The organism is Nesterenkonia sp. AN1 (assembly GCF_000582475.1).
GTDB lineage: Bacteria > Actinomycetota > Actinomycetes > Actinomycetales > Micrococcaceae > Nesterenkonia > Nesterenkonia aurantiaca.
On the sequence record NZ_JEMO01000015.1, the window covers coordinates 124,508 to 151,497 of the forward strand.

Here is a 26,990-nt window from a genome sequence, read left to right on the forward strand (position 1 = left end):
CGTCATGGTGCGCAGGGGTCGGGGGCTGGCGTGCGCGAGGTTGGAGAGTCAGCCGCGCCTTCGGTGGCCGGGGTAGTTGCGGCGGGGGTGGTGGATTCCGGAATCACACCGTAGTGCCTGATCAGCAGTTGTTCGAGGGTCGGAGGGTGGGCGACCAGGGACTGAACGCCCAGAGCTGCCAGGTGCGCAGTGATCGTAGCCAGCCGATCGCTGTCGACCTCCAGAACCGTCCGGCTGGCACCAGCTGTGTGTGTGATGCGCAGATCATGGACCCCCTCGAGATGCTGGAGCACGGCGGCGGATCGTGTGGTCTCGACCTCGATCGTGGTGCGTGTCATGTGGCGCATCTCAGAGAGGCTGCCGGATTCCACGGTGCGACCTTCGCGAATGATCGAGACCCGGTCTGCAAGTGCCTCGACCTGCGCGAGGATGTGGCTGGAGAGCAGCACGGAGCGGCCCTGCAGCCGGGTCTCGGCGATGACCTGCTGGAAGACCACTTCCATGAGCGGGTCCAGGCCTGAGGTGGGCTCATCGAGCAGCAGCAGGTCGACGTCGGCGGCCAGGGCCGCGATCAGCGCCACCTTCTGCCGATTACCCTTGGAGTAGGTGCGGGTCTTCTTGCGAGGATTCAGCGCGAAGCGTTCGATCAGCTCATCACGTCGCTGAGTCACATGCCTGGTCCCGGCGGCGCGGCTGCGCAGCCGCAGGAACACGTCGATGACCTCCCCGCCCGTGAGGTTGGGCCAGAGCTCCACCTCCCCGGGGACGTAGGCCAGGCGCCGGTGCAGCGCCACGGCGTCTCGCCACGGGTCTCCGCCGAAGACCCTGACCGTGCCGGAGTCGCGATGGAGCACACCCAGCAGCACGCGCAGCGTCGTAGACTTTCCGGACCCGTTGGGTCCCAGGAAGCCGTGCACCTCGGCCTCGTTGACCTGCAGGGAGAGCTTGTCCAGGGCGCGGACATCACCGAATGACTTCGTGAGGTCAGCCACCTGGATCACGGGATCATGACCAGCCATGTCCAGTCCCTTCTCGACCCCGACCAGCGCCGGGACATCCACGATGGAACAGCCCGGTCCCCGGTCCAATGGGTCACTGCCCGGTCTATCCACAGTGCTCTGCACAACTGTTGATAGTCGGATCCGCCTCGACTTGACGGCGCAGGGAAAGAACCCCTAGTGTTGGCAGGTCGCCCCAGAGTACTGCCGTGCCTGCACGCAGATCCTTTCCGGGGCCCGAATGACTTCAAACCATCCAAGTGGGAGTACACAGTGAGCAAGCGGACTTTCCAGCCGAGCAACCGCCGTCGCAGCCGTAAGCACGGCTTCCGTTCCCGTATGCGCACCCGTGCCGGCCGATCCATCATCTCGACCCGCCGCGCCAAGGGCCGCAAGGAACTCTCGGCCTGATCCAGAGCAATTCACGCTGACCACCTGGTCAGCAGGTCCCGGCGCAGTGCGCCAGGACCGACACCGCGGCCCGTCCCATCATCAGGGACCGGGCCGTTCGTGCATCCCGTGCCCCAGTCGTGGGCGCAGGTCCGAGACCCGGCACCGCACCCTGGCGGTCGCCTCGAAGGGAGTTCACACGCTGTGCTTCCCAAGGAACACCGCCTGACCTCCTCGGGCGATCACCGCGCCACCATGCGACATGGTTCGCGCGCCGGAGGCGACGGGCTGATGGTCTCGGTTCTGCTGCGGACCGAGGCTCCCGCCGCAGGTGGATCATCTTGGCGGTGCGGGCTCGTCGTGTCCAAAGCCGTGGGCAATGCCGTGGTCCGGCATCGGGTGCAGCGGCGACTGCGCCATATCGTGATGGATCTGATGCGCCATGAGGCGCTCGCGACCGATCCCGGGCACACCATGGACCTTGTGATCCGTGCCTTCCCCGAGATCACGAGGATGGACCACGCACAGCTGCGCGAGGAGGTTCTCCGGGCGGCTCAGCGCGCGCACCGGAAGTCCCTCCGCCGGGCGGTCCGCACGTGAACCAGCCTCCAGAGCCGGACCTGACGCCACCGCCCGGGCAGGCTCAGGGCCACGGACCGGAGAACGCGATCTGGGTCCGGCATCGAGACTTCTATGTCGAGCAGGGGATGGCCCCCGGGGTCCCCACCGTGGAGGTCACCGAGGCCGAGCTTCGGCGCGGCCACTGGGGATGGATCCGCTCCATGGCATCGATCCTGCTCTCCTGGCTCCTGCGGGCATACCGCAAAGTCATCTCGCCCCTGTACGGTCAGGTATGCAGCTTCTATCCGAGCTGCTCTGCCTACGGGCTGGAAGCGGTGACCGCTCACGGGGTCATCCGCGGCATCCCACTGACGCTGTGGCGAATTCTTCGCTGCAATCCCTTCACCGGTGGTGGAGTCGACCCGGTGCCACCGACGGCGAGGATTTGGCCGCAGGGTGGAGTACCGACGATCATAGAGACAAACCACCCACCGATACCCCGCGGCGATGATGACTGACGCCATCAACTCCCCCGAGCCGGCAGGCTGCTTCCGCATGACGCCTGGCCACGACATCTGAGAGATTCATGGGCTTTTTCGACACAATCATGTGGCCCTTCACCTGGGCCGTCTCCTTCATCCTGAGCACCTTCCACGGCGTCCTGACCGCGGTGGGGCTTCCGTTCGACTCTGGGTGGAACTGGGTGGTGTCCATCGTTCTGCTGGTGCTTGTCATCCGCATCATCTTGATCCCGCTGTTCGTCAAGCAGATCAAGTCTCAGCGCGGCATGCAGATCATCCAGCCCGAGGTGCAGAAGCTGCAGGCCAAGTACAAGGGCAAGAAGGACCCTGTCTCGCGGCAGCAGATGGCACAGGAGCAGCAGGCGCTGTTCAAGAAGCACAATGTGAACCCGTTCATGACGTGCCTTCCGCTGCTGGCCCAGATGCCGATCTTCTTCGCGCTGTTCTGGATGCTCAACCGGATGCGCGAACCACAGAACCAGGCCGAGGGCTACGGAGCGCTGAGCGCCGCGGAGGTGCAGAGCTTCGACGGCTCAGAGATCTTTGGTGTGGGGATGTCAGACATCTTCCTGCCCTCCTTCAGCGAGGATCCCACCCGGTGGGACGTGGTCATCCTGACCTCGATCATGATCGTGGCCATGGTTGCCACCCAGTTCTTCACGCAGAAGCAGCTGATGAGCAAGAACATGTCCGAAGCGGCCCTGACGGGTCAGTTCGCGCAGACCCAGAAGATGATGCTCTACGTGCTGCCCCTGGTCTTCGTGGTCGGCGGCGTGAACTTCCCAGTCGGCGTGCTCGTCTACTGGACCGCGACAAACTTCTGGACCATGGGCCAGCAGTGGTGGGTCATCCGCAACAACCCGACTCCCGGGTCCCTGGCGGAGAAGGAACTCAACCTGCGTCGTGCCGCGCGCGGACTGGCGCCGTTCAATGAGGCGCCCAAGCCCGTCGTCGAGGAGCCCAAGCCGACCGGAAAGCATCTGGGTCAGACTTCCCAGCCCGCGAAGAAGAAGAAGAAGAGGAAGTAGCAGCAGCTATGAGCGAGAACGTGACCCAGCGCAGCGAGACCGACACCCATGGCCAGGCAGCAGAGACAGAGCGCGACGCGCCGTCGGAGCAGCTGCTCAGCGCCTCAGCGTCGGGCGAACCTGCCCGGGAGGGCCAGGAGAGCGCCGAGGCCGGGAGCAGCGATGCTGAGGCCGGTCAGGGCGATCAGGCCGCCGTTGGAGGTGCCACGGATGAGGGTGACATCGCCGCTGACTATCTCGAAGAGCTGCTGGACATCGTTGACCTCGACGGCGACATCGACATCGAGGTCCGCGGGGGCCGCACCTACGTCTCGATCGTGACGGAAGAGGGCGGTGAGGAGCTGGATGATCTCGTCGGGGACGGGGGCGAAGTCCTCGATGCGCTGCAGGAGCTGACCCGGCTCGCCGTGCTCACCGCCACCGGGGAGCGGACCCGGCTGATCCTGGACATCGCGGGCCATCGCGACCAGCGACAGGACGAGCTCAAGGACCAGGCCGAGAAGGCGATCGCCAGGGTCAAGGATCGTGGTGAAGACGAACACCTGGAGCCTATGAGCGCCTACGAGCGCAAGATCGTGCATGACTTCGTCGCCGAATCCGGTCTCCTCAGCGAGTCCGAGGGTGAAGGCAAGCGTCGCCACGTGGTCATCTCACCGGCCTGAGCGCCGCCACGCGCCGCGGAGTCCGATACACCGAGGCCGGGGCTCAGCGCAGCTGAGGATCCGGTCCTGCAGCCAAGGAGCAAGACATGAGTGAGCCCCAGGACGACCGCGAAGCAGCCACCCACGAGGCGGTCAATGACGCCCAACTGGGTGAGCCGGAGCTCCCCGGGCAGGGGCCCTCGCTGGAGGCGCCGGAGCTGAGCGAGCAGGAGCAGCGGGCTGCCGAGTTGCTCTTCGGTGACCGGCTGGACCTGGCCAAGCAATATGTCGCGCATCTGTGCTCCACCGGTATCGAGCATGGACTGCTCGGGCCCCGTGAGGTGCCCATCATGTGGTCCCGCCATGTGCTCAACTGCGCCGTGCTCGGCCCTGAGCTGAGCGCAGGCACCACGGTGGCAGACGTCGGCTCAGGTGCCGGTCTCCCGGGACTTGCCCTGGCGATCGCACGTCCTGATGTGGAGTTCATCCTGATCGAGCCGATGGAGCGCCGCGTCGAGTGGCTCAGCACGGTGGTCCAGGACCTGCAGCTGGACAATGTCCAACTCATCCGCGCCCGCGCTGAGGAGGTCACCGACGAGGTCATGGCCGATGTGGTGACCGCCCGCGCCGTGACAGGTCTCAAGAAGCTTTTGCCACTGACAGTTCCGCTGCTGGACGACGACGGCGAGCTGATGCTCATCAAGGGGCGCAGCGCCCGTGGTGAGATCGCCGCGGCGGGCAAGTCCTTCAGCAAGCACAAGCTGACAAACCCCACGGTCGAGCTTCTCGGCGAAGACCTTCTGGAGGAGCCCAGCACCGTCGTGCGCTGCCGGCGACGCTCCGCCGGGCCGCGGTAGCCTCGCAGGCCTCCCGATCTCGCAGCGGGCCTGCAATCGTCTTCAGACGCGTTGCTACGGGTGTCCGGGTCACCCCCGTGGCCTAGACTCTTAGCTGTGCCCACCCCCGCTTGTCGGGGTGGTCTGCCCGACACAAGTGGTCCAGTCATGACAAAGGAAGGGTGGCTCGTGCAGGAGAAGCGCGTTTCACGTGAAACCAGTGGCGCCGCCAGGGCCGCAGAGGCGGCAGCGAGCACGGCGGAGGGTTCCTCGATCCTGGAGTCCCTGGCCGCGTCCTCTCCCCTGGCCGCCGAGCTCGCAGACGAGAATCGTCGCCGCAAGAAGCTCACGACCACCGAACTGAACCGACCCAGCCAGACTCGGGCGATCACCGTGTCGAACCAGAAGGGTGGAGTGGGCAAGACCACCAGCACCGTGAACCTCTCGGCCGCGCTGGCCGATCAGGGCTTCAACGTTCTGGTGATCGATATCGACCCGCAGGGGAATGCCTCCACAGCCCTAGGCGTGGACCACTCTGCAGATGCCGACTCGGTCTACGACGTGTTGATCGAGGACTTCGCGCTGGCCGATGTGGTCGCCGACTGCCCGGATGTGCCCCGGCTTCAGGTGGTGCCGGCCACGATCCATCTCGCCGGAGCCGAGATCGAACTGGTCTCCCTGGTGGCCCGAGAGCAGCGGCTGGCCCGGGCGCTGGCGGAGTACTATCGATACCGAGAGGACAACGGACTCGAGCGGCTGGACTTCGTATTCATCGACTGTCCGCCCAGCCTTGGCCTGCTCACCGTCAATGCCTTCGTCGCCGCCCAAGAGGTTCTGATACCTATCCAGTGCGAGTACTACGCCCTGGAAGGCCTGAGTCAGCTGCTCAACAACATCGGCATGATCCAGAAGCATCTGAACCCTCCGCTGAAGGTCTCGACGATCCTGCTGACCATGTACGACGGACGCACCAACCTTGCCTCCCAGGTGGCCGGAGAAGTGCGCGAACACTTCCCGGAATCGGTGCTGCAGTCGGTCATTCCACGCAGCGTGCGCATTTCCGAGGCTCCGTCCTATCAGCAGACCGTCATCACCTATGACCGGTCCTCTACCGGTGCCCTGGCGTACCTGGAAGCTGCCGCTGAGCTGGTCCAGCGCTCCTGACCAGGGACGATAGTCCTTTCTGAGCTCGTTCGGCGCCTGCACCCGGGGTGGCCCGACTCTGAAGCACGGGACGCTGAATTCGGTTCCACGTGAAACCCCGCTCCCCTGTGACGGAGCCTGCGACGGCGCGACGTGGTGTTCGCGCGCTCCCGGACCAGGGCATCTTTGCCACAATACGAGCGAGTCGAGGATATGCGGCGGGTTTCACGTGAAACCATCCCGTCGACCGCCATCATCGACTGGCCGTCCCGGACGGGGGTCTGTTTCACGTGAAACCAGCACCACGTACTTCCGGGCTCCCTGGGCCGGAGGACCTGGAGACAGCATGGGGTCTGGAGCGAGTGCGGTCCCACGGACGGAGGCTGCAGGACCCGCGATCACAGGAGCTGGGGTTTTCGCACCGAACGCCGCAGTCCGCGCGTTTCACGTGAAACCTGCGATGGACTCGAATACCCAGCTCGGCGCACCAGGTGGGACGTGGTTCCACGTGAAACCGACCTCAGATACTTGGGTTCCTGGAACGGACGGTCCTGCACGCCGCACGGGGTCTGGATCAGCGGGAATCCCGCGGGGCTGTTGATTCCAGGATCCGTGGTGTGAGCGCTGACCACCGGTATGTGCAAGTTTCATGTGAAACCCGTAGTGACATGCAAGTGATGAACCAGGCGCATCCTTCGGGTTCGGGTTTCACGTGGAACCAACACATGGCGCACGAAAGCATTGTCTCATACAAGTTGCACGCGGTCGGGATTCTGCATCGTCAGCATCATGCGCGTGAACTCGCTGCGGCACACTCTTCGAGAATGGTCACATCTGGGCGCGGTCGCCGGCCGTCCACGAGTTTCACGTGAAGCAACGGGTCAGCAAGCTGGAACCAGCAGCAGGAACGTAGGAGAGAAGTCCAGAGTCACGGTTTCACGTGAAACACGCCGAAGTGACATCTATCAGTGACAGCCAAGACCAGGATAGGGGCTCTCAAGTCGCCACCCGCCCCGTGGTGTCCCCCTGAGCTGGGGCTTTACCGCGCCATTCAGTCCCGAGGCAGAGATCACCTGCGGTGACACGCTGTTCCACGTGAAACCTTCCTGGTTGGGCGCCCGCCTACAGGGGTCTGACCGGTTGGCTCCGTAGAATAGATCGAGTTGCCGTTCCCACCGTGCGGCTCTAGTTCTATCCCCTAGGAGGCTGCCGAATGGCAGAACGAAAGCGGCGTGGTCTCGGTCGAGGCCTGGGCGCATTGATCAACAGCGATGCCCAGGACGCGGAAGCCGCAGAGGCCCTCCGTGCCGCTGAGGCGGCCGAGGCGGTCGAATCGGCTCAGGCCGCCCGGGTCGAGGATGGCCGCCCCGAGCCTGCTGGCGCCGCTCCGGCGGAGGCATCCGACTCTGCCACCCGTGAAGCGGCACCAGAACCAAGCGCGTCCCGCGAGGCGGAAACACGGTCGAACACCCGAGAGGCAGGGGCCCCAGCCACTCGTCAATCCGCTTCCCAGTCAACCCACGCCGTTCCACGTGAAACACGCGAAGCGCGTCCGAGTGCTCCTCGCCCCATCGATGTGTTCTTCTCCGCCAAAGCTGACCTCGACAGACAGGTCATTGCTCGGGAATCTGCCACCATCTCCAGGCCGAACACCACATCACGCCGCGCAGGCAGCGGCCAGCGGGCTCCGATGCCCGATGTATTGTCTCGAGGTGGAGCGAAGTCGACGTCCTCCAAGCGTTCGGCGGCTGAGGAGGACCTGCCGGAGGCACCGGTGGGGCCCGCGGTCGAGGGAGAGACGACTGCGCCGACCTCGGAGCGAGTTGCTTCCGTGCCGGAGAGCGCGTGGACCAGCTCCGTTTCACGTGAAACCTCCGGAATGGTGGATGGCGCCGAGTTCCGTTCCATACCGGTGGCCTCGATCGTGCCGAACCCGCGCCAGCCGCGCCAGGAGTTCGATGAAGAGCACATGGACGAGCTCGTCCACTCGATCCGTGAGATCGGTGTTCTGCAGCCCATCGTGGTGCGTCCCGCGGGTCCGGACCAGTTCGAGCTGGTGATGGGTGAGCGGCGTTGGCGGGCGTCCAAGGCCGCAGAGCGCGAGACGGTCCCGGCGATCGTTCGCATGACTGCGGATGATGACCTGCTGCGAGACGCACTTTTGGAGAATATCCACAGGTCACAGCTCAATCCGTTGGAGGAAGCAGCTGCATATCGCCAGCTTCTGGACGATTTCAACTGCACACAGGATGAGCTTTCCGAGCGGATCGGTCGGTCTCGGCCTCAGATCAGCAACACCCTGCGTCTGATGAAGCTGCCCCCCGCGGTGCAGCGCCGGGTGGCCGCCGGGGTCCTGTCCGCGGGACATGCCCGTGCCCTGCTGGGGCTGAAGTCTCTGGAGCAGATGGAGCAGCTCGCCGGACGCATCGTGGCCGAGGGCCTTTCGGTGCGTGCGACGGAGGAGGCCGTGACGCTGGCGCAACGAGATCAGGGCACCGGGGATCTCGGCCGTGAACGGGCAAAGAGTCCGCGGGTGCGACAGCTCGAGGAGTTCTCCGACGCCTTGACCGATCGGTTGGACACCCAGGTCAAGATCACTCTGGGAGCCAAGAAGGGTCGGATCGCCATCGATTTCGGGTCCATCGACGATCTGCACCGGCTGATGGAGATGATCGGGTCGCGGTCGTGATCCTGCGCTCTGGCCGAGCCAGACGTTTCATGTGAAACAAGTGGGGCCCGGGACGCAGATGCGTCCCGGGCCCTAACTGTGCGGCCTCATGTGTTGAGGCCCGTGCTTACTTCAGCAGGTCAGCGAACTCCTGTTCCAGCGCCTGCTTCGGCTTCGCGCCGATGGAGGACTGGACATGCTCGCCACCCTTGAAGGCGTAGACGGCGGGGATCGAGGTGATGCCGAACTTGGCGGCGGTGCCGGGATTCTCATCCACGTTGACCTTCACGACCTCGATCTTCTCGGGGTTCTCAGCGGCCAGCTCCTCGAGGATGGGAGTCAGCATGCGGCAGGGGCCGCACCATTCGGCCCAGAAGTCCACGAGGACCGGCTTGTCGGCCTGCAGGACATCCTGCTCGAAGCTTGCATCGGTGACGTTCTTGAGATCTGACATGTAGATCTCCTTTCTTAGGACGGGACGGGGGCAGTGTTGGTCGGCGGGGTCGGGACTTTCGCGGCCTCAGAGTTCAGCGTGTCGGCCAGCCAGTGTTCGACGTCGAGTGCTGCGACGCACCCGGAGCCTGCGGCGGTGATCGCCTGGCGATAGGTGGGGTCCAGCACGTCTCCGGCTGCGAAGACTCCCGGCAGCGAGGTCCTGGAGGTGCGACCCTCGACCCAGGCGGTGCCCTCTTCGGTCAGGGTGATCTGATCCTTGAAGAGCTCGGTGCGCGGGTCATGACCAATCGCGACGAACAGTCCTGTCACGTCCAGCGTGGAGGGCTCGCCGGTGGTGGTGTCCCGCAGGATCAGGCGGCTCACCTTGCCTTCACCCTGCACCTCGGTCACCTCGGTGTTCCAGATGAATTCGATCTTCTCGTTGGCCTTGGCCCGGTCGATCATGATCTGCGAGGCGCGCAGCTCCTGACGGCGGTGCAGGACCGTGACCTTGGAGGCGAACTTGGTCAGGAACAGCGCCTCTTCCATGGCGGAGTCGCCGCCGCCGACCACGGCGATGTTCTGTTCCCGGAAGAAGAAGCCATCACAGGTGGCGCACCAGCTCACCCCGTGTCCTGAGAGGGCCTTCTCGCCGGGAACGCCGAGCTCACGGTAGGCCGAGCCTGTGGCAAGCACCACTGCGCGGGCATGGAGGACGTCTCCGGCTCCGGTGGTGATCTGCTTGATCGGGCGGTCCAGGACCAGCGTGGTGGCGTCCTCGTGGCGGATGTCGGTTCCGAAGCGTCGAGCCTGCTGTTCCATGTTCATCATGAGATCAGGCCCCATGATGCCGTCTGGGAAGCCGGGGAAGTTCTCCACATCGGTGGTGTTCATCAGCTCACCTCCGGCGGTCACAGAGCCGGTGAGCATGACGGGTTTGAGGTTCGCGCGCGCCATGTAGACGGCAGCGGTGTAGCCAGCAGGGCCTGAGCCGATGATGACCACGTCGTGAACCTGGTCAGGGGTCTGTTCAGTCACAATCACATGTCCTTAGCAACGGTCGTGGTGTCTGGAATATTGAACATCATCGATGTTCAACATATTCCGTCACCCGCCAGCCTACTGGAGCGGTGCGTGCGGCCCCACTGCGGCGCCGAGGGTCAGTCGAGGCTGATCTCGGCCAGTTCGGTGCTGAACGGCAGGCCGTCGGCATTCGGGGTGGCCTGACTGGGCAGCTCGGTGATGTTGAGGATCACGTAGCCGACCTCGCCCTCCGACTCGACCTCCACGGTGGTCTCGTTCCAGTTCAGCGTGCCGCTTCCGACCTGCTCGGCGCCCTCGAAGCTAGGGGTGTCATTGACCAGGATCTCGAAGGATCCGCCCGAGGACTCACCCTCCTGGGTGACGGTGACCGCGGACAGCTCGGCGGGCTCCTGGAGTTCTGCCACCAGTCCGACGCCGGAGCTGAAGCCGCCGAAGTCAGCGGTCGCGAAGGACAGCGTGACCCACGTGGTGGCGGGGTCCCCGTCCAGGAGGTTGGCGAGCTGGCCGTCCCGGTCCGAGATCAGGTCTGGGGAGTCGGGGACCACTCGGTTGATGTTCGCGATCTCCGGTTCCGCAGCGTCGGCCTCGGTCGGGGTGGACTCCTCTGCGCCTGGCTCCTGATCGCCCTCGTCACCGCCCTCCTCCGCGCCGGTGTCCTCTGCGCCGGTGTCCTCTGCGCCGGCGTCCCCGGTGTCCTGCTCCGGGTCCTGGCCCTGGTCCTGCTCGTCGGAGACGTCCTCCGTCTCACCGCCGCGCAGGTTCATGAACATCACCAGGGCCGCGACCAGCAACACCGCGGCGAGCACCGCGGCGGTGATCCATCGGCCGATGCTGGGCCTCTCGTCCTGGAAGTCCTTGTCGGCGGGCTCGGCCGCCGGTGGTTCTGCGCCGGCCCCGGAGAAGCCCGCAGCGAGCGGGCCCTCGGAGCCGGAGTGCTCGGTGTGGGCCGGGCTGGAGCCCTGCAGCTCAGCCGCGGGGGCGGAGGTGGGGGCCCGCAGGGCCGCGTCATCCTCGATGCGTGGCACTGGCCGGATCAGCCCGGTGAAGGAGACCGCGTCACTGAGTCCTCGAGAGCGCGGGGGACCGGGAAGCGGGGCCAGCGGCGCAGCGGCGGGCGCCAGGGGGAGATCCTCGTCCTCCACGAAGGAGTCTGGCGGGTCGTCTATGACCTCGTCACCGTCGAGCCGCTCGGCGTCCTGGGCGGGCTCTGGCTGGGCGGGGTCAGAGTCCTGGGGCGCGAACCCTTCCGAGTCACCGGATGCGGCGTCCGCGCCGGCCTCGGTGGGCGCAGAGGAGCGGTCCTCGTCGGGGGCTGTGGGCTGGAGGCCCTCGGAGGGTTCGCTCGAAGCGGTCGTGGAGGCGTCCCGGGTGCCGGAGAAGTCCTCTGCGGTGTCCGCCGCAGGGTCTGCGCTGGTGACCTCCATGTCGCTGCGCAGATAGGCCGCGGCGGCCGCACGGCCCTGTTCTGCCTGGCCTGCCGCAACGGCGGCGGCGTCGCTCTCGGTGTTCAGCCGGCGGTTCAGCGAGTCGGAGACCTTGTCCAGGAAGGCGGGACGGCGTCGGCGGAAGCGACGGGCGGGATCCTCGGAGCGGTCCTCGGCGGAGCCGGCATGGAGTCCGGCGTAGTACTCGTCGTCGTCCTCGTAGGTCTCGGGCTCCATGATGCGGGACTGTCCGAAGAGCTCGGAGCCCAGCGAGTCGGTGAAGAACGGCTCCACGTAGGGCGCGGTGTCCGGCACCACCAGATCCAGCAGGGTGTTGGGATCGACCAGCGAGGAGATCAGGTAGGTCCGTTCCTCGGCGAGGCCGAGATCAAGCACCTGGACGTCGGAGTCGCGAGAGCCCATCGCGAGTTCCCGCGCGGAGGTGGCCACCTGTTTGGCGTTCGAGCGTGAGGCCAGCAGGATGCTCACGTCCCGGTCGAGGACCTCGTCGCTCGCCTGGAAGACGATGTCCTGATCAGCTGACGTCACCACGTGGTGGGTGATGCGGTACCGCCCGCCCACCACATCGCCGACGCCGAAAGGCTGCGCCACAAGTCCTCCTCGGTCCGGTAAACATCCTGGCCGCCTATCGCAGACAGCCAGGTCAGATCAGGTCAAGCCTACCGGGCCAGGCGGGACAGTGCTGGCACGCGCCTCGCCAGCGGTGCGATCGCCGCGGTGAACTCCTTGACCCGCAGCGCGCGCAGCATCAGCACGAAGACCACCGCCATCACCACACCGACGACGGCGCAGCTGATCACCGCGGTGAAGATCGAGTTCCAGGCGAAGCCCCAGTGATAACCGCCGAGCAGCCACAGCGCGGCTGCGCCGGCGAGTCCTGCGACGCCTGCGCAGGCCCCGGAGCGCAGATACGCGCTGAGCACGGAGGCGAAGTCGAAGCCGCCCCAGCGCCGGACCACGAGCAGGTGAGCGATCAGGTACTGCAGCATGTGCAGCGCGCTGAAGAGCCCGATCACCAGATAGGGGATCTGCTCCTCCGGGATGACCCCGGCAAGACCATAGGCGGTGCTCAGCCCGACCACGGCGATGATCGCGTAGATCAGCATCGGGGTCTTGGCGTCCTCGGCGGAGTAGAAGACCCGCATCAGGTAGAAGCTGGCGGAGCGGAACGGCATCCCCAGGGCGAGCAGCACCAGCAGCTGCCCGATGGCCGCGCCGGCCAGGTTGGCATCGGCTGCGGCGCCGCCGAAGATCCGGCCCAGTGGGCCGGCGAGCACCAGCACCGCCACCATGGCGAACATCACCGGGATGGCGAAGATCCGCAGCCCTTCGTTGATGATCTCCCGAGCCCTGCCATAGCGGCCGAGGTCCATCGCGCGGGCCAGCTGGTTGAACAGCACCGTGGCGATGGAGAGCACGAACACCGAATGCGGCAGGATCGCGATCAGCTCCGCGACGTTGGCCGCGTACTCCCCGGGCACCCCGGCGCCGAGCGCGCCCATCTCCTCACGCACCGCGGTGGCACCGGAGATCAGCCGCATGTAGAGCAGGTTGGCGATATTGCCGATGAGCATGGTCAACAGGGTCCAGCCTGCGATCCGGCCGGTGGAGGCCAGGCCCATGCCCTTGAGTCCGAACTTCGGGCGCAGCTTCAACCCGAGCCGGGACAGCGGCCACAGCAGCAGCAGCGCCTGGGCGATGATGCCCACGGTGTGACCGGCCGCGAGCCAGATGGTCTGCTGGGTGGTCCACTCGGTGAGCTGATCGTCACTCGCGGCGTATTGGCCGAAGGTGACGATGAAGCTGAGGATGACCCCGATGGCGATCACGTTGTTGAGCACCGGCGCCCACATGTACCAGCCGAAGCGGGCGTTGGCGTTGAGCACCTGTCCGGTGACCGCGTAGAGGCCGTAGAAGAAGATCTGCGGCAGGGTCCAGATCGCGAAGGCGGTGCCCAGCGCGAGCATCGGTTCGGTCCAGTTGCGGGTCAGCGTGAGGATGATCGGGTAGGCCGCGAGGGTGAGCAGCACGGTGAACGCGGCCAGCACCGTGATGGTCAGTGTGAGCAGCCGGGAGGTGTAGTCCGCGCCCCGATCGGAGCGCCGCGCGGCCTTGATCAGCTGCGGGACCAGCACCACGTTGAACATCCCGCCGGCGAGCAGCAGGTAGACCACGTTGGGAACCGTATTGGCCTTCTCAAAGACGTCGCCCACCAGGGTGGTCGAGCCGATCGCCACCGCCAGCAGCGCCGTGCGCACGATGCCGAGCACCCGGGACACCAGGGTGCCGGCGGCCATGATCGCACTGGCGCGGGCCAGGCCCTTCGCGGGGAGGTGGCTCTGGTCATTCGAGGCGTCAGGGGCCGTTGGGTCCGGGGTCGAGGGAGTCGAGGGCGGAGTTGGCGGTGGACCGGTCTCGGTCTGTCCGGGAGAAGCAGCAGTCATCGTCAGTGGACTATAGCCGGATCAGCTGGACTGGACCGACTCATCGATCACCGCACGGGCGAGATTCACGATCCGACGCTCGTTGGGGAAGGAGAGCGTGCGTTCCAGCGCATCCAGGTCCACCCAGGCGACGTCGACGGCCTCATGGTCGGGATCGTTCTCGATGCTGAGCTCCCCGCCCACGGCCTCCATCAGATAGTGGTGCACGGTCTTGTGGATCCGATGCGAGGGGACGGTGAACCAGTACTCGATGCTGCCCAGAGAAGTCAGGACAGCACCCTCGATCCCGGTCTCCTCGGCGACCTCGCGCAGCGCGGCCTCCTCGAAGGTCTCGTTGCCCTCCGGGTGGCCCTTGGGCAGGCACCATTCCAGGCGTCCACCGCGGTTGTACCGAGCGATGATCGCGACCTCGAACCCGGCGGCGGCCGGGCGGATGATCACCCCGCCGGCGCTGACCTCCTCCACCGTGGGGAGGCTGCCCTGCTGCCGCGTGGACTGCCGGGCCGGCATGCGCCGGGCACCCATTGACACCGTCAATGGGGTGCGCCGTTCATCGCCGGTCTCCGGTCTGTTCATACCCGACACTCTAATAGGAGTGCCGTGCAGATCACGGCGTCCCGCACGCACCGCAGCGCGCATGCCGGTGCTGGCGCGGATCCGGGCCTCCCCGGGCGCGGCATATGGGACACTGTTTGCGCTATGCCTTACCTTCCCTCTGGTTTCCCCGACGGCGCCTGGCTGCCCGAGGTCGTCGTCGAACTCGGCGAACGCTTCGCCGCCCGCGGCTTCGAACTCTCCCTGGTGGGCGGTCCCGTCCGGGACCTCTTCCTGGGCCGGACCTCCCCGGATCTGGACTTCACCACTGCCGCCACCCCGGATCAGATCATCGAGACGGTCTCCGGCTGGGCTGAGGCGCACTGGGACATCGGCCGGGACTTCGGCACCATCGGGATCCGCAAGGGTGCCGACACCATCGAGATCACCACCTACCGGGCTGAGGCCTACGACCCGGGCTCGCGCAAGCCCCAGGTCAACTTCGGCACCGACCTGGGCGAGGACCTCGTCCGGCGTGACTTCACGGTCAACGCGATGGCGCTGAAGCTGCCCAGCTTCGAACTGGTGGACCCGCACGGCGGGGTCAAGGACCTGCACCTTCGACTGCTGCGCACCCCCGCCACCCCCGAAGAGTCCTTCTCCGATGACCCGCTGCGCATGATGCGCGCGGCCCGCTTCGCCTCCCAGCTGCGCATGGAGGTCGCCCCCGAGGTGCGCGCGGCGATGACCGAGATGTCCCAGCGACTGAGCATCGTCTCGGCGGAGCGGATCCGCGAGGAGCTGGTCAAGCTGATCTGCGGTGCCGACCCGCGCGCCGGGATCGACCTGCTGGTGGACTCCGGCCTGGCCGAGATCATGCTCCCGGAGGTGCCCGCGCTGAAGCTCACCGACGATGAGCACCACAGGCACAAGGACGTCTACCAGCACTCCCTGCAGGTGCTGGAACAGGCCTGCGCCCTGGAGACCGACGACGAGGGCCCGGTGCCCGGCCCGGACTTCGTGCTGCGCTTCGCGGCCCTGATGCACGACGTCGGCAAGGCCAAGACCCGGCGCTTCGAACCCGGCGGCGGGGTCAGCTTCCGGCATCACGACGTGGTCGGCGCCAAACAGACCCGCCGGCGGATGCAGGAGCTGCGCTTCGACAAGGCCACCATCGCCGCGGTGAGCCTGCTCGTGGAGCTGCACATGCGCTTCTACGGCTACGGCGACCAGGGCTGGAGCGACTCGGCGGTGCGCCGCTACGTCACCGACGCCGGTGACCAGCTGCAGCGGCTGCACCGGCTCACCCGGTCGGATGTGACCACCAGGAACAAGAAGAAGGCCGCCCGGCTCGATCACGCCTACGACGACCTCGAAGCACGGATCGCCGAGCTGGCCGAGCGCGAGCAGCTGGACCGGATCCGGCCGCACCTCGACGGGGAAGCGATCATGGCCGTCCTGGAGATCCCCCCGGGCCCTGAGGTGGGCCGGGCGTATAAGTTCCTGCTCGAACACCGCATGGAGCACGGGCCGGTGTCCCGCGAGGACGCCGTGCAGATCCTCAAGGAATGGGCCTCAGCCCAGCTCTGAGCTCGGCACCGGTTCCTGCCGGCCACCCGGGGCTGGATCCGGGATCGCGCGTCGCACGGGATCGCGCTCCGGGCGCAGGATGTCGAGCACCACCTGGACCATCAGATAGATCGTGGCGCCGATGTGGCCCAGCACCGCGGCGATGTAGAGCGCGGTGTCGAAGGAATGCTGCGGATCCTGGTCCCCCACGATGCCTGCCAGGTACATCCACACCGCCCAGAAGTGCAGCAGCTGGAACCCCTGCCAGATCAGCGCGTCGCGCCAACGCGGTGCCGCCAGCGCGATGAGCGGGATCAGCCAGATCATGAACTGCGGCGAATAGACCTTGTTCAGCAGCAGGAACCCCGTCACGATCAGGAACAGCAGCTGCACCATCCGGGGTGGATGCTTCGCCAGCAGTCCCAGCACCAGCACTCCGGCGCAGGCCGCCACGAAGAGCCCGAGCGCGAGGCCCGAGATCATCTCGGGACTCGGGCCGCCGCGATCCCCGGCGAGCAGCTGCCAGAGGTGCCAGGGTGAGGAGTATCCGGCCCCGCGCTCGGCGGAGAGCTCGAAGAACTGGGACCAGGAGGTGAAGCTCAGCGCCATCGCCGGGATGTTGAGCACCAACCAGCTGGCCGCCGTGCCGCCGAGCACGCGCAGGAAGACCTGAAACCCCAGCCGGGTGTCGCGGCGCAGCACCAGGACCAGCACGGCGCCGAGCATGAACAGCGGGAACAGCTTGAAGGACACGCCGACGCCGATCATCACCCCGGCGCTGACATGGGCCCCACGCTGGAAGGCCAGGATCGCCAGGGCCAGCGCGGTCACGGCCCAGATGTCCCAGTTGATCCCGATGCCGAAGATGATCGCCGGAGAGAGTGCCACGATCGCGGCGTCCCAGGGACGCGCACCGGCGGCCTTCATCACCACCAGCACCAGCACCAGCCACACGGCCGCGGCCGCGGCGAAGCTGAGGTCCCAGTAGAGCAGCGAGGCGCGCTCGGCGGACCAGCCCAGCGCCACGGTCACCTCCTGGGTGAGCAGGAACCGGGTCGAGGCCGCCAGCAGCGCCGCGACCAGGCTGGTGAGCACCGGGTACTCGAAGTAGCTCGGGCCGATCAGCGGACCCCACGGCGCCTGGCCGAGTTCACGCTGGGTGAAGAGCGCGCTGATGTCTGAATAGCAGCCCGCGTGGTAGACCCCCACCCCGCCCCAGCCATTGATCCGACAGTACTGGCTGGTCAGCGCCGAGAGCAGGATTCCCAGCACGGTCAGGCCCAACAGCACCCGGGTCGGGGTGCCCCGAGGGCGCAACCGAGCCCCTGCGGGTCCGCCGAAGCGTTCCGAGAGGTGCCGCAGCAGCGGGTCATCCCGGGTCGGAGCGACCGGGGGTCCGTCCTTCGGGGGCTTGGTCATCGGGTCCACGATAACCTCCGAGGTCGACTCGCTATAGGCTTCTGACTCAGAGACACCAATATGACTGAGATCACCTTCCAGCTGGCGGCGGGACCCCCGCCGCGCTGGGAGACAGAGCTGCAAGACCCCAAGGAGAGCACTTTTGGCAGATCATCCCATCCGAGTCGCCGTGGTCGGCGTCGGAAACTGTGCGGCATCACTGGTCCAGGGCGTGGAGTACTACAAGGACGCCCCCGATGATCAGCGAGTTCCCGGGCTGATGCATGTCCGATTCGGGGACTACCACGTGAGCGACGTCGGGTTCGTCGCGGCCTTCGATGTGGACGCGAAGAAGGTCGGGCTGGACCTGGCCGAGGCGATCACCGCCTCGCAGAACAACACCATCACCATCGCAGAGGTCCCTGCCACCGGGATCACCGTGCAGCGCGGCCCGACCCTGGACGGACTCGGGAAGTACTACCGGGAGACCATCGAGGAGTCCGCGGCCGAGCCGGTGGACGTGGTGGCCATGCTGAAGCAGGCCCAGGCCGATGTGCTGGTCTGCTACCTGCCGGTGGGCTCCGAGGAAGCCGCCCGGTTCTACGCCCAGGCCGCGATCGACGCGGGCGTGGCCTTCGTCAACGCGCTTCCGGTGTTCATCGCCGGCACCCCGGAATGGGCGAGCAAATTCACCGACGCCGGGGTCCCGATCGTCGGGGACGACATCAAGTCGCAGATCGGGGCAACGATCACGCACCGCGAGCTGGCCCACCTGTTCGAAGACCGCGGGGTCCACCTCGACCGGACCTACCAGCTCAACGTGGGCGGGAACATGGACTTCAAGAACATGCTCGAGCGCGATCGGCTGGAGTCCAAGAAGATCTCCAAGACCCAGGCGGTGACCTCGAACACCTCCGCGCCGCTGGCCGACCGAGATGTCCATATCGGACCCAGCGACTACATCCAGTGGCTCGATGATCGGAAGTGGGCGTTCATCCGGCTGGAGGGTCGCAATTTCGGGGACGCTCCGGTCTCCATCGAGCTCAAGCTCGAGGTCTGGGACTCGCCGAACTCAGCCGGGGTGATCATCGATGCGATCCGGGCGGCGAAGATCGGGCTGGACCGCGGCATCGGCGGACCGCTGCTCTCGGCGTCGAGCTACTTCATGAAGTCCCCGCCGGAGCAGTTCCACGACGATGTCGCCCACGAGAAGGTCGAGGCCTTCATCCGCGGCGAGATCGACCGGTAGGAACTTCCCAGCTCGCGTCTCGGCAAGCCGCTGGAGGGTTCAGCGGGAGCTGGAGTGGTCTGCGGCATAGGCCGCGAAGATCTCATCCAGGTCCCGGCCCGAGACGAAGCTCGGGCTCAGCGTGGAGCCCAGGTGGTCCAGCAGCGACCCGAGCCTCGCGGCGCTGATCCGCACCTCCGGCGCGCTGCTGTCTGCTGCGGCTCGACGCAGCGCCAGGGCATGGTGCAGGTGCTGCGAGAGCGCGACGGCGTCCGCGTCGACTCGGAAGTAGTAGGTCTCGCTGTGCTGGGTGAAGTCCACACAGATCTGCGCGATCTGCTCCGAGAGCCGGTCAACCTCGGTCTGGACCGAAGCCGGGTCCAGTTCGGAGAGCTGCTTCAGGAATCCGGATTCCTGAAGCGCGTTGAGCATCAGCGCGGCAGAGCGCCGGCGGAACAGCGGCGGATAGATCTGCATGAACCAGGTGAGCGCTCCGGTGAGCAGCGCGAAGCCGGTCAGTCCCTGGACCGGAGCCACCAGCCTCAGCCCCGGCTCCACCGCGACCACATCGCCGAAGCCGAGCGTCGCCAGCGAGACCAATGAGACGTAGAGAGCCTCGGCGAAGACCGGGTAGTCGCCGGGGTTGACACCGTCGGCATAGAGGAGGCCCTCAGGGACATGTGGGTAGTAGATCAGTGCCCAACCCACCGCTTGGATCATCACCCACATCATGATGACGGCAACCATCGTGGCGGGACCGAGCGCGTAGCTCAGCCGATGCTTCGTGGTCCTGGAGAGCTTCCACACCGCTGAGAAGACCAGGCCGCTCAGCGGACCTGACCCGCGCGGGTGCAGTAGGTGGTGGAACATGTCCCAAAGGCCCACCAGGATGACGGCGATTCCGGCGATGGTCAGTACGGTGCCCAAAGAAGACTCCTGAGACTCGAAGGTGTCCTGCGACCTTAGCGCCACAGGGCCAGCCCAGATCCAGCCTGTGCCCCCTGAAGGGATCGTGTCCGGCAAGTCCCGGTATTTTGAGGGGATGGAACGACTTCACGCCGTGGACGCGCTGCGCGCGCTGGCCCTGTTGGGCATCTTGTCCGTGAACATCTGGTACTTCGCCTTTCCGGAGAACCTCGTCGGCGGCGGGCGCTCCGCCGGACTGAGCGAGACGGGCTCCGGAGACGACGGCGGGGCCTTCGCCGCTGCTGATCAGTGGGTGGCCTTCGCCGCGACAGCGGTCTTCGAGGGCAAGTCCTATGTGATCTTCTCCTTCCTCTTCGGTCTGGCCTTCGTGCTGCAGTGGAGCTCCGCGCACCGCGCCGGGGTCAGCGAGGTCTCCCGCTCACAGCGTCGCTTCACCGGACTGGTGGTCCTCGGGCTGCTGCATGGGGTCTTCCTCTTCGTGGGCGACATCCTGCTCGCCTACGCCGTCCTGGGCTTCGCACTGCTGGGGCTGCGCCGGATCAGCACCCGGGCCGCGCTGCTGCTCGCCGCCGGGCTCTGGGTCGTGGTGGCGCTGGCGCTCCTCGGACTGGGCGCACTGACCTGGTGGCTGGAGTCCGCTCCGCTGATGGACGGCGCGGCGATGAGCCCGGAGTCCATGGAGAGCTCCGGGCTGATCATGGCCAGCGAGGAGGCCCGGGCGGCCTATACCGGGAGCCTCGGCAGCTACCTGGCCTTCCAGCTGGACGCCTACGCGCTCGTGGCCCCCTCGATGCTGCTGGTGCAGGGGCCCATCGCGTTCGCGGCCTTCCTGCTGGGGCTGGTGCTCGGACGCCTGCGGATGCTGGAGCGGATCCTCGCCGGAGAGATCGCCACGGCGCGGCTGGTCTCGGTCATGCTGCCCGCCCTCGCGGTGGGAGGCGGGCTCAGCGTGACCGCCGCCTGGATGGTCTGGGGCGGCGAGCCGGGAGCCGGTGGACTGGGCGCTGGGACGCTCAGCGCCGGACTGATCTTCCTCGCAGGACCGGTACAGGCCACCGGCTATGTCCTGGCGGCACTGCTGGTCACGCGCCACCGCGGGTTCAGCTGGCTGGTGCGCCTCCTGGCCCCGGCCGGGCGGATGTCGCTGAGCAACTACCTGGGCCAGTCCCTGGTGCTCGCCCTGATCTTCTCCGCGCTGGGCGCCCCGCTGGGCCTGGGACTGGCCGGGCAGCTGAGCTCGAGCCAGGTGGGCGGCGTCGTCGTCGTGCTCTGGCTGGGCCAGCTCGGGCTCTCGCACCTGTGGCTGCGCTTCTTCGACCGCGGCCCGATGGAGGCGCCGCTGCGCGCCTGGACCTACGCGGTGAAGCCGCTTCACGTGAAACCGGCCCAGGATCATCCTTCAGCGTGATGCGCACCGCACCGGTGCGGACCTAGCGTGGAGCCATGATCACAGCCAGCGGCCTGCGCAAGACCTACGGGGAGCGAACCGCGGTGGACGGGATCAGCTTCGCGCTGGAGCCGGGCCGGGTCACCGGCTTCCTGGGTCCCAACGGGGCGGGGAAGTCCACCACGATGCGGCTGGCCATGGGGCTGGACCGGCCCAGCGCCGGGCAGATCACGATCAACGGCAGGCCCTACGCCGAACACCGCGCCCCGCTGCGCGAGGTCGGGGCGGTGCTCGACGCCGGGGCGTGGCATCCGGGATGGACCGGGGAGCAGCAGCTGCGCATCCTGGCCGCCACCCACGCCATCCCCAAGGCTCGGGTCCAGGAGGTCATCGAGATGACCGGACTCAGCTCCGTGGCCACCCGACGGATCAAGAGCTACTCCCTGGGGATGACTCAGCGGCTTGGGATCGCCGCTGCGATGCTGGGTGACCCCGGGGTGCTGATCTTCGACGAGCCCATCAACGGGCTGGACCCTGAGGGCGTGCGCTGGGTCCGCCAGCTGGTCCGCCGACTCGCCGCCCAGGGACGGACCGTGTTCATCTCCTCTCATCTGATGTCGGAGATGGCGCAGACCGCCGATCATCTCATCGTGCTCGGACAGGGGCGGATCATCGCCGATCAGCCGCTGGGCGATTTCATCGACCCGGCGGGAGAGACCCGGGTGCTGGTGCGCACCGAGGACGCGCAGGCGCTCATGACCGCGCTCGCCGGAGCCCAGATCACCCTGGTCTGCCAGGACGCCGAGACCTTCGAGGCGCGCGGCATCGACGCCCGCAGCATCGGCCGCCGGGCACTGGAGATCGGCGTGGTGATCCACGAGCTGACCCCGCTGCACTCCTCCCTGGAGGAGTCCTACCTCAGGCTGACCGGGAACTATGTCGAACACCGCTCCGGAGGACTGCTATGAACCCCAACACCTCCCGCGCCCCGGGAAGCACCCAACCCGGCGCCGTTGATCATCCGGCGGGCAACGCCGCGGCCTCGGCGTTCGGTCCCGCCGAGGTCAGCTTCACCCGTGCGCTGCGCGCGGAGTGGCTGAAGCTGACCAGCCTTCGGCTGAACTGGTGGCTGAGCCTGGCCGCACTTGCGGTGATGATCCTCACGCTGACCGCCACCGTGTTCAGCACCCGCTACCTGTTCTCCGAACCTCCGGTCCAGGGCCTGGACACTGAGCTGACCGGGCTCGGCCTCTTCGAGAGCGTCTACTTCAGCTTCACCCTGGTCACGCTGCTGATGGGGGCGCTCGCGGCGGTCGCGATCACCACCGAGCACACCTCGGGCTCGATCCGGTCCTCGCTGGCCGCGGTGCCGAACCGCAGCATGTTCTTCACCGCGAAGCTGCTGGCGGTCTGCGGCTTCATCGCAGCGCTCACCGCGGCGCTGATGCTGCTCTGCTTCCTTGTCCTGCTGCCGCTGGCCGGGTTCTACGACGTGATGCCCCCGCTGGGGGAGCCCGAGCTCTGGTGGATGACGCTGAGCAACGCGGCGGTGGTGATCATCACCGCCTCACTCGGGTTCGGGCTCGGAGCGCTGCTGCGCAGCACTGCCGGAGCGGTGGTCACCTACTGCCTGCTGCTCTTCAGCGGACCCATCGCGCTGGGTCTGCTGCAGGCGCTCACCGACTTCGCCCCATGGGTCGAGGAGCTGGCCCGCTTCGAGATCTTCGCGCTGCAGCGCCAGTTCACCGCCGGCAGCGCCTCCCTGGCCACAGACCTGCCGGTGCCGCTTGCCGGTGGGCTGCTGCTGGCCTGGGCCGGCGTCGTGCTGATCCCGGGGTGGCTGCTGTTCACTCGACGCGATGCCTGAGCCGGGTGCCGCGCCACTGGGTAGAGTCGGTGCCGTGATCACCCAGGCGCCCTCCGAATCCCCCACCGGACAGGTCATGCCGGCCGGCTTCGAGGATCTCGCGATCGTGCGTCGGCGCGGCCTGCGCGGCTGGTTCCGCAGGCATCCGAGGTCGATGGACGCGGTGGTCATCGGGGTCTATGTGCTGCTGACCCTCTGGGTCTACCCCTACGCCTTCTACGATCTGGGCAGCGGCGCGCTGTGGCTGCTGATCGGCTATGGCGTGATCATCGCTGCGCTGTGCTTCCGTCGCTCGCATCCGCTGAGCGTGCTTGCCCTGGTGGCCCTGGCCGAGGCGGTGCTGCTGCTGTTCTACCCCTGGCAGGGCGTGCAGATGATGGGACTGTGCTTCGCCGCCTACGCCGTGGCGCTGCAGCGCGGACTGCTGGTGGGGCTGATCACCGGTCTTCCTGCCTGTGTGCTGGGGTATCTGACCTTTCTGCGCACCGAGATCTGGGCGGATCGGAACCAGCCCAGCTGGTGGATGGAGAACTACTACGATCCGATGGGGCTCAGCGAGTTCGAGTCGCTGAGCATCCTGGCGGTGATGATGTTCTTCAGCGTCGGGATCTCCGCCGGCATCGGTGCCGCCGTGCGCCGCGGCCGCAGCCATGAACAGGAGGTCCTGGAGTGGGCCCGGCGCAGCCAGCAGCTGGCCCAGGTCGCCGAGCGCAACCGGATCGCCCGAGAGATGCACGACGTGATCGCCCATTCGCTCTCGGTGATGATCTCGCTGGCCGACGGCGCCCGGATCGTGGCGCGCAAGGATCCGCACCGCGCCGGCGAGGTCCTCGAAGAGCTCTCCGGCACCGGCCGCACCGCACTGGGAGACATGCGGCGCGTGATCGGGGTGCTGCGCGAGGGCCAGGACGTCGGCGCCGCCCGGCGCCCGGTCGGGGAATCCCTCGAGGACCTCTATGAGAACTTCCGACAAGCGGGCCTGCCGCTGACCGTGAGCCTCACCGGGCCCTCGCTGCCCGAGGACGCCGGCTTCGGTCTCACGGTGCACCGGATCATCCAGGAATCGCTGACCAACGTGCTGCGCTACGGGCGCCAGGTCACCGAGGTGGCGGTCCACATCGAACACCGCCCCGGTCCGAGCCTGGAAGAGTCGCGACGGCTGCGCTCTGAAGGCCTCAGCGCGGCGGACCAGGCCGCGCTGGGAATGCCGGCCACCGGTCAGGTGGTGCTCACGATCACCGACGACGGCGTGCACCCGGCCCATGGTGAGCGCCGCGAATCGGTGGGCAGCGGCCTGGGGATCCATGGCATGGAGGAGCGCGCAGGCTTCTACAGCGGTTCGGTCTACGCAGGCCCGGCACCGCGCCGGGGCTGGATGGTGCGCGCGGTGCTGGAACCGCCGCAGAAGGGATGACCAGGTGAACAACCACCACCACGACGACGCGGCACACCCCGCACGCCTCGAGGCCGCCGTGCCCGGGGACGAGCCGCGCACCGGCCCGTTGAAGGTGATGCTGGTCGATGATCAGCACCTGCTCCGGATGGGCTTCCGGCTGATCCTCGAGGGCGAGGAGGACCTGGAGGTCGTGGCGGAGGCCGCCGACGGGATCGAGGCGCTGCAGACGCTCAACGCGCTCCCCCCTGGCCAGCGCCCAGAGGTGGTGCTGATGGATGTGCGGATGCCTCGGATGGACGGGATCGAGGCCACCACGAAGGTGGTCGAGCAGTTCCCGCAGACCCGCGTGATCATCCTGACCACCTTCGACCTGGACGAATACGCCTTCTCAGGACTCCAGGCCGGCGCGAGCGCCTTCCTGCTCAAGGACGTCACCCCGGAGGACCTGGTCCACGCGGTGCGCGTGGTGGCAGAGGGCGACGCCGTGGTGGCCCCGCGGATCACCCAGCGGCTGCTGGAGGTCTACCTGCGCGGTGGAGCCCGGATCGAACCCTCAGCAGCGCAGAGCCCCAGCGGCGGGGCAGCTCGCCGCGCTCGCGGAGCTGCAGGCGGCGCGGGGACCGGCACTACCGACGCGACCGGCGCCGGGACCGGCACGGGGCGGCCGCTGCCCGATGGTCGGGAGATCGCCGAGGCCATGGACGATGGAGTCCCGCGCGAACCCCTGACCCAGCGCGAGACCGAGATGCTCTTCGCCGTGGCCGAGGGTCTCTCCAATGCGGAGATCGCCGCGAAGTTCTTCCTCTCCGAGGCCACGGTGAAGACCCATGTGCGTCGGATCCTGACCAAGCTGCAGCTGCGGGACCGGGTGCAGGCCGTGGTCTATGTGTTCCAGACCGGGCTTATCGGTCCGCTCTAGCCCGTAGGGTGCGCGGCGGGTCAGGTCTCGGACTGGCTGCGGATCCGATCTGCGGCCTGAGCCTGGGCATGGGCATGGGCCTGGGTCTGGGCCTGCTCCTCGCGGTAGGCGTCGTGGTCGCGCAGCGCATTGCGCACCGCGGATCGTGGCGTGCAGCACGAACATCACGATCAGCAGCAGCGCCACCAAGAGCAGGAGATTGATGAGAAGGCCGGCCCACATTGCTGACATGCGGCCACGCTGGCAGCGGGCCCCGCAGGAATCGAGGCCTCTGATTAGGATGGCGAGCATGACATCCGAAGAGCTGATCGAAGACCTCGCCGACTATGTGACCGCCTCGCCCTCCTCCTACCATGCGGCGACCGTGGCGGCGCAGCGGCTGGTCAGCGCCGGATTCACCCAGCTGGGTGAGCATCAGGACTGGCCCGCCGAGCCCGGACGCTACGTCGTGGTCCGCGATGGAGCCGTGCTGGCCTGGGTGGTGCCTGCCGGGGCGTCCCCGATGACCCCGCTGCGCATTCTCGGGGCACATACCGATTCCCCCGGGTTCAAGCTCAAGCCCAAGTCCACGATGATCAGTCAGGGCTGGCTGCAGGCCGGCGTCGAGGTCTACGGCGGACCGCTGCTGAACTCCTGGCTGGATCGGGAGCTGCGCCTGGCCGGGCGCCTGGTCACCCGCGACGGAGCCACACACCTGGCCTCCACCGGGCCCGTGGCTCGCATCCCGCAGCTGGCCATCCATCTGGACCGTCAGGTCAACGAGGGCCTCAAGCTGGGCAAGCAGGCGCACACCGCTCCGATCCTGGGACTTGCCGGCTCCGCGGAGCAGGCGGCTGCCGCCGACGTGCTGGGCCTGCTGGCCGCATCCGCCGGGGTGGACCCCGCCCAGGTCGACGGCTATGACGTGGTCCTCGCCGACGCCCAGGCCCCGGCGACCTTCGGTGCGGCGCAGGAGTTCCTCGCCTCGAGCCGGCTCGACAACCTCTCCTCGGTCCACGCCGGACTCAGCGCCCTGATCGGCACCGCGGAGGCGGCCGAGGCGGGCACGGTCATTCCGATGCTGGCCGCCTTCGACCACGAGGAGCTGGGCTCGGCCTCGCGCTCCGGCGCGGCCGGGCCGTTCCTGGAAGAGGTGCTGGGCCGGATCTATGAAGGCCTCGGCCGAGCCGCAGGTCAGCCCGATGCCACCACCACCCAGCGGGCTCAGGCGCTGGCGGCCTCCTGGCACCTCTCCAGCGATGCCGGGCACGCGGTCCACCCGAACTACTCCGAACGCCATGACCCGGCGAACCGGCCGCTGCCCAACGGGGGTCCGCTGCTGAAGATCAACGCCAACCAGCGCTACACCACCGACGCTCCTGGGGCGGCGATGTGGGCCCAGGTCTGCCGCGCCGCCGGAGTGCCCACCCAGGAGTTCGTCTCCAACAACGACCTCCCCTGCGGCTCCACCATCGGGCCGATCACCGCCACCCGGCTGGGCATCCGCACCGTCGACGTCGGCATCGCGCTGCTCTCGATGCATTCGGCCCGGGAGATGTGCGGGGTCCAGGACATCGCTCATCTCCGGGACGCCGTAGCGAGCTTCTTCACCACCTCGCTCAACAGCTGAGC

Annotated in this window: 24 protein-coding genes; 16 read left to right on the forward strand and 8 right to left on the reverse strand. The window is 67.3% G+C overall.

What is annotated here, in order from left to right; translation table 11 throughout:
• Positions 1 to 2: 2 nt before the first annotated feature.
• Positions 3 to 1,019, reverse strand: coding sequence for an ABC transporter ATP-binding protein (locus BG28_RS08570; protein ID WP_084479599.1), 1,017 nt, complete (start codon positions 1,017 to 1,019; stop codon positions 3 to 5).
• A 252-nt stretch (positions 1,020 to 1,271) separates the two neighbouring features.
• On the opposite strand from BG28_RS08570, the gene rpmH reads away from it, so the two are divergent.
• The 8 genes from rpmH (at position 1,272) to BG28_RS16785 (ending at position 8,807) form a co-directional block, all read left to right on the forward strand.
• The gene (gene rpmH, locus BG28_RS14970; protein WP_083504652.1) at positions 1,272 to 1,409 is read left to right on the forward strand and encodes a 50S ribosomal protein L34; all 138 of its coding nucleotides are present in this window, start codon (positions 1,272 to 1,274) and stop codon (positions 1,407 to 1,409) included.
• Positions 1,410 to 1,592: 183 nt separating this feature from the next.
• The gene (gene rnpA, locus BG28_RS08575) at positions 1,593 to 1,988 is read left to right on the forward strand and encodes a ribonuclease P protein component (protein WP_036475731.1); all 396 of its coding nucleotides are present in this window, start codon (positions 1,593 to 1,595) and stop codon (positions 1,986 to 1,988) included.
• 182 nt (positions 1,989 to 2,170) lie between these two features.
• The gene (gene yidD / locus BG28_RS08580; RefSeq protein ID WP_235181045.1) at positions 2,171 to 2,467 is read left to right on the forward strand and encodes a membrane protein insertion efficiency factor YidD; all 297 of its coding nucleotides are present in this window, start codon (positions 2,171 to 2,173) and stop codon (positions 2,465 to 2,467) included.
• A 68-nt stretch (positions 2,468 to 2,535) separates the two neighbouring features.
• Positions 2,536 to 3,498, forward strand: coding sequence for a membrane protein insertase YidC (gene yidC, locus BG28_RS08585; protein ID WP_036475732.1), 963 nt, complete (start codon positions 2,536 to 2,538; stop codon positions 3,496 to 3,498).
• An 8-nt stretch (positions 3,499 to 3,506) separates the two neighbouring features.
• A complete protein-coding gene (locus tag BG28_RS08590; RefSeq protein ID WP_084479586.1) occupies positions 3,507 to 4,160 on the forward strand; it encodes a R3H domain-containing nucleic acid-binding protein in 654 nt (217 codons plus the stop codon).
• Positions 4,161 to 4,246: 86 nt separating this feature from the next.
• Positions 4,247 to 4,996, forward strand: a complete 750-nt coding sequence (gene rsmG, locus BG28_RS08595) for a 16S rRNA (guanine(527)-N(7))-methyltransferase RsmG (protein ID WP_084479587.1) — start codon at positions 4,247 to 4,249, stop codon at positions 4,994 to 4,996.
• A 147-nt stretch (positions 4,997 to 5,143) separates the two neighbouring features.
• The gene (locus BG28_RS08600) at positions 5,144 to 6,139 is read left to right on the forward strand and encodes a ParA family protein (protein ID WP_084479588.1); all 996 of its coding nucleotides are present in this window, start codon (positions 5,144 to 5,146) and stop codon (positions 6,137 to 6,139) included.
• 1,858 nt (positions 6,140 to 7,997) lie between these two features.
• The gene (locus tag BG28_RS16785; protein ID WP_036475733.1) at positions 7,998 to 8,807 is read left to right on the forward strand and encodes a ParB/RepB/Spo0J family partition protein; all 810 of its coding nucleotides are present in this window, start codon (positions 7,998 to 8,000) and stop codon (positions 8,805 to 8,807) included.
• A 106-nt stretch (positions 8,808 to 8,913) separates the two neighbouring features.
• Here BG28_RS16785 and trxA read toward each other — a convergent pair whose 3' ends face one another.
• The 5 genes from trxA to BG28_RS08630 form a co-directional block, all read right to left on the reverse strand.
• Positions 8,914 to 9,240: a thioredoxin gene (gene trxA / locus BG28_RS08610; RefSeq protein ID WP_036475735.1), complete on the reverse strand. Its 327-nt coding sequence runs from the start codon at positions 9,238 to 9,240 to the stop codon at positions 8,914 to 8,916.
• Positions 9,241 to 9,254: 14 nt separating this feature from the next.
• Positions 9,255 to 10,265, reverse strand: a complete 1,011-nt coding sequence (gene trxB, locus BG28_RS08615) for a thioredoxin-disulfide reductase (RefSeq protein WP_051501207.1) — start codon at positions 10,263 to 10,265, stop codon at positions 9,255 to 9,257.
• Positions 10,266 to 10,381: 116 nt separating this feature from the next.
• Positions 10,382 to 12,301, reverse strand: coding sequence for a hypothetical protein (locus BG28_RS08620; RefSeq protein WP_036475737.1), 1,920 nt, complete (start codon positions 12,299 to 12,301; stop codon positions 10,382 to 10,384).
• Positions 12,302 to 12,369: 68 nt separating this feature from the next.
• A complete protein-coding gene (murJ, locus tag BG28_RS08625) occupies positions 12,370 to 14,154 on the reverse strand; it encodes a murein biosynthesis integral membrane protein MurJ (RefSeq protein ID WP_235181046.1) in 1,785 nt (594 codons plus the stop codon).
• A gap of 21 nt (positions 14,155 to 14,175) precedes the next feature.
• Entirely contained in the window at positions 14,176 to 14,730 is a 555-nt protein-coding gene (locus BG28_RS08630; RefSeq protein WP_051501208.1) for an NUDIX hydrolase, read from the reverse strand.
• A gap of 123 nt (positions 14,731 to 14,853) precedes the next feature.
• Here BG28_RS08630 and BG28_RS08635 point away from each other — a divergent pair, with 123 nt between their 5' ends.
• On the forward strand, positions 14,854 to 16,278 hold the full coding sequence (locus tag BG28_RS08635) for a CCA tRNA nucleotidyltransferase (RefSeq protein ID WP_036475740.1): 1,425 nt from the start codon (positions 14,854 to 14,856) through the stop codon (positions 16,276 to 16,278).
• Here the strand turns inward: BG28_RS08635 and BG28_RS08640 are convergent.
• Entirely contained in the window at positions 16,264 to 17,676 is a 1,413-nt protein-coding gene (locus BG28_RS08640; RefSeq protein ID WP_152539252.1) for a glycosyltransferase family 87 protein, read from the reverse strand. The genes BG28_RS08635 and BG28_RS08640 overlap by 15 nt on opposite strands.
• Before the next feature lie 142 nt (positions 17,677 to 17,818).
• On the opposite strand from BG28_RS08640, the gene BG28_RS08645 reads away from it, so the two are divergent.
• Positions 17,819 to 18,904, forward strand: a complete 1,086-nt coding sequence (locus tag BG28_RS08645) for an inositol-3-phosphate synthase (RefSeq protein WP_036475741.1) — start codon at positions 17,819 to 17,821, stop codon at positions 18,902 to 18,904.
• A 39-nt stretch (positions 18,905 to 18,943) separates the two neighbouring features.
• Here BG28_RS08645 and BG28_RS08650 read toward each other — a convergent pair whose 3' ends face one another.
• Positions 18,944 to 19,810, reverse strand: coding sequence for a potassium channel family protein (locus tag BG28_RS08650; protein ID WP_036475742.1), 867 nt, complete (start codon positions 19,808 to 19,810; stop codon positions 18,944 to 18,946).
• Positions 19,811 to 19,925: 115 nt separating this feature from the next.
• Between BG28_RS08650 and BG28_RS08655 the strand changes: the two genes are divergently transcribed.
• The 6 genes from BG28_RS08655 (at position 19,926) to BG28_RS08680 (ending at position 26,988) form a co-directional block, all read left to right on the forward strand.
• Positions 19,926 to 21,218 (forward strand): DUF418 domain-containing protein, encoded by a 1,293-nt coding sequence (locus tag BG28_RS08655; RefSeq protein ID WP_051501210.1) that lies wholly within the window; start codon positions 19,926 to 19,928, stop codon positions 21,216 to 21,218.
• A gap of 35 nt (positions 21,219 to 21,253) precedes the next feature.
• Positions 21,254 to 22,165: an ABC transporter ATP-binding protein gene (locus BG28_RS08660; protein ID WP_036475743.1), complete on the forward strand. Its 912-nt coding sequence runs from the start codon at positions 21,254 to 21,256 to the stop codon at positions 22,163 to 22,165.
• Complete coding sequence (locus tag BG28_RS08665) at positions 22,162 to 23,064, forward strand: ABC transporter permease (protein ID WP_036475744.1); 903 nt, start codon at positions 22,162 to 22,164, stop codon at positions 23,062 to 23,064. Before BG28_RS08660 ends, BG28_RS08665 begins: the two co-directional genes overlap by 4 nt.
• Positions 23,065 to 23,098: 34 nt before the next feature.
• On the forward strand, positions 23,099 to 24,478 hold the full coding sequence (locus BG28_RS08670) for a sensor histidine kinase (RefSeq protein ID WP_235181047.1): 1,380 nt from the start codon (positions 23,099 to 23,101) through the stop codon (positions 24,476 to 24,478).
• A 97-nt stretch (positions 24,479 to 24,575) separates the two neighbouring features.
• Entirely contained in the window at positions 24,576 to 25,379 is an 804-nt protein-coding gene (locus BG28_RS08675) for a response regulator transcription factor (RefSeq protein ID WP_036475918.1), read from the forward strand.
• Between the two features lie 289 nt (positions 25,380 to 25,668).
• The gene (locus BG28_RS08680; RefSeq protein WP_152539253.1) at positions 25,669 to 26,988 is read left to right on the forward strand and encodes a M18 family aminopeptidase; all 1,320 of its coding nucleotides are present in this window, start codon (positions 25,669 to 25,671) and stop codon (positions 26,986 to 26,988) included.
• Positions 26,989 to 26,990: the final 2 nt, after the last annotated feature.

Coding starts and splice junctions, on each gene's coding strand:
- BG28_RS08570 (WP_084479599.1), bottom strand. CDS start 1,019: ATGGCTGGTCATGATCCCGTGATCCAGGTGGCTGACCTCACGAAGTCA.
- yidD (WP_235181045.1), top strand. CDS start 2,171: ATGGCATCGATCCTGCTCTCCTGGCTCCTGCGGGCATACCGCAAAGTC.
- yidC (WP_036475732.1), top strand. CDS start 2,536: ATGGGCTTTTTCGACACAATCATGTGGCCCTTCACCTGGGCCGTCTCC.
- BG28_RS08590 (WP_084479586.1), top strand. CDS start 3,507: ATGAGCGAGAACGTGACCCAGCGCAGCGAGACCGACACCCATGGCCAG.
- rsmG (WP_084479587.1), top strand. CDS start 4,247: ATGAGTGAGCCCCAGGACGACCGCGAAGCAGCCACCCACGAGGCGGTC.
- BG28_RS08600 (WP_084479588.1), top strand. CDS start 5,144: ATGACAAAGGAAGGGTGGCTCGTGCAGGAGAAGCGCGTTTCACGTGAA.
- BG28_RS16785 (WP_036475733.1), top strand. CDS start 7,998: ATGGTGGATGGCGCCGAGTTCCGTTCCATACCGGTGGCCTCGATCGTG.
- trxA (WP_036475735.1), bottom strand. CDS start 9,240: ATGTCAGATCTCAAGAACGTCACCGATGCAAGCTTCGAGCAGGATGTC.
- murJ (WP_235181046.1), bottom strand. CDS start 14,154: ATGACTGCTGCTTCTCCCGGACAGACCGAGACCGGTCCACCGCCAACT.
- BG28_RS08630 (WP_051501208.1), bottom strand. CDS start 14,730: ATGAACAGACCGGAGACCGGCGATGAACGGCGCACCCCATTGACGGTG.
- BG28_RS08635 (WP_036475740.1), top strand. CDS start 14,854: ATGCCTTACCTTCCCTCTGGTTTCCCCGACGGCGCCTGGCTGCCCGAG.
- BG28_RS08640 (WP_152539252.1), bottom strand. CDS start 17,676: ATGACCAAGCCCCCGAAGGACGGACCCCCGGTCGCTCCGACCCGGGAT.
- BG28_RS08655 (WP_051501210.1), top strand. CDS start 19,926: ATGGAACGACTTCACGCCGTGGACGCGCTGCGCGCGCTGGCCCTGTTG.
- BG28_RS08660 (WP_036475743.1), top strand. CDS start 21,254: ATGATCACAGCCAGCGGCCTGCGCAAGACCTACGGGGAGCGAACCGCG.
- BG28_RS08665 (WP_036475744.1), top strand. CDS start 22,162: ATGAACCCCAACACCTCCCGCGCCCCGGGAAGCACCCAACCCGGCGCC.
- BG28_RS08675 (WP_036475918.1), top strand. CDS start 24,576: ATGCTGGTCGATGATCAGCACCTGCTCCGGATGGGCTTCCGGCTGATC.
- BG28_RS08680 (WP_152539253.1), top strand. CDS start 25,669: ATGACATCCGAAGAGCTGATCGAAGACCTCGCCGACTATGTGACCGCC.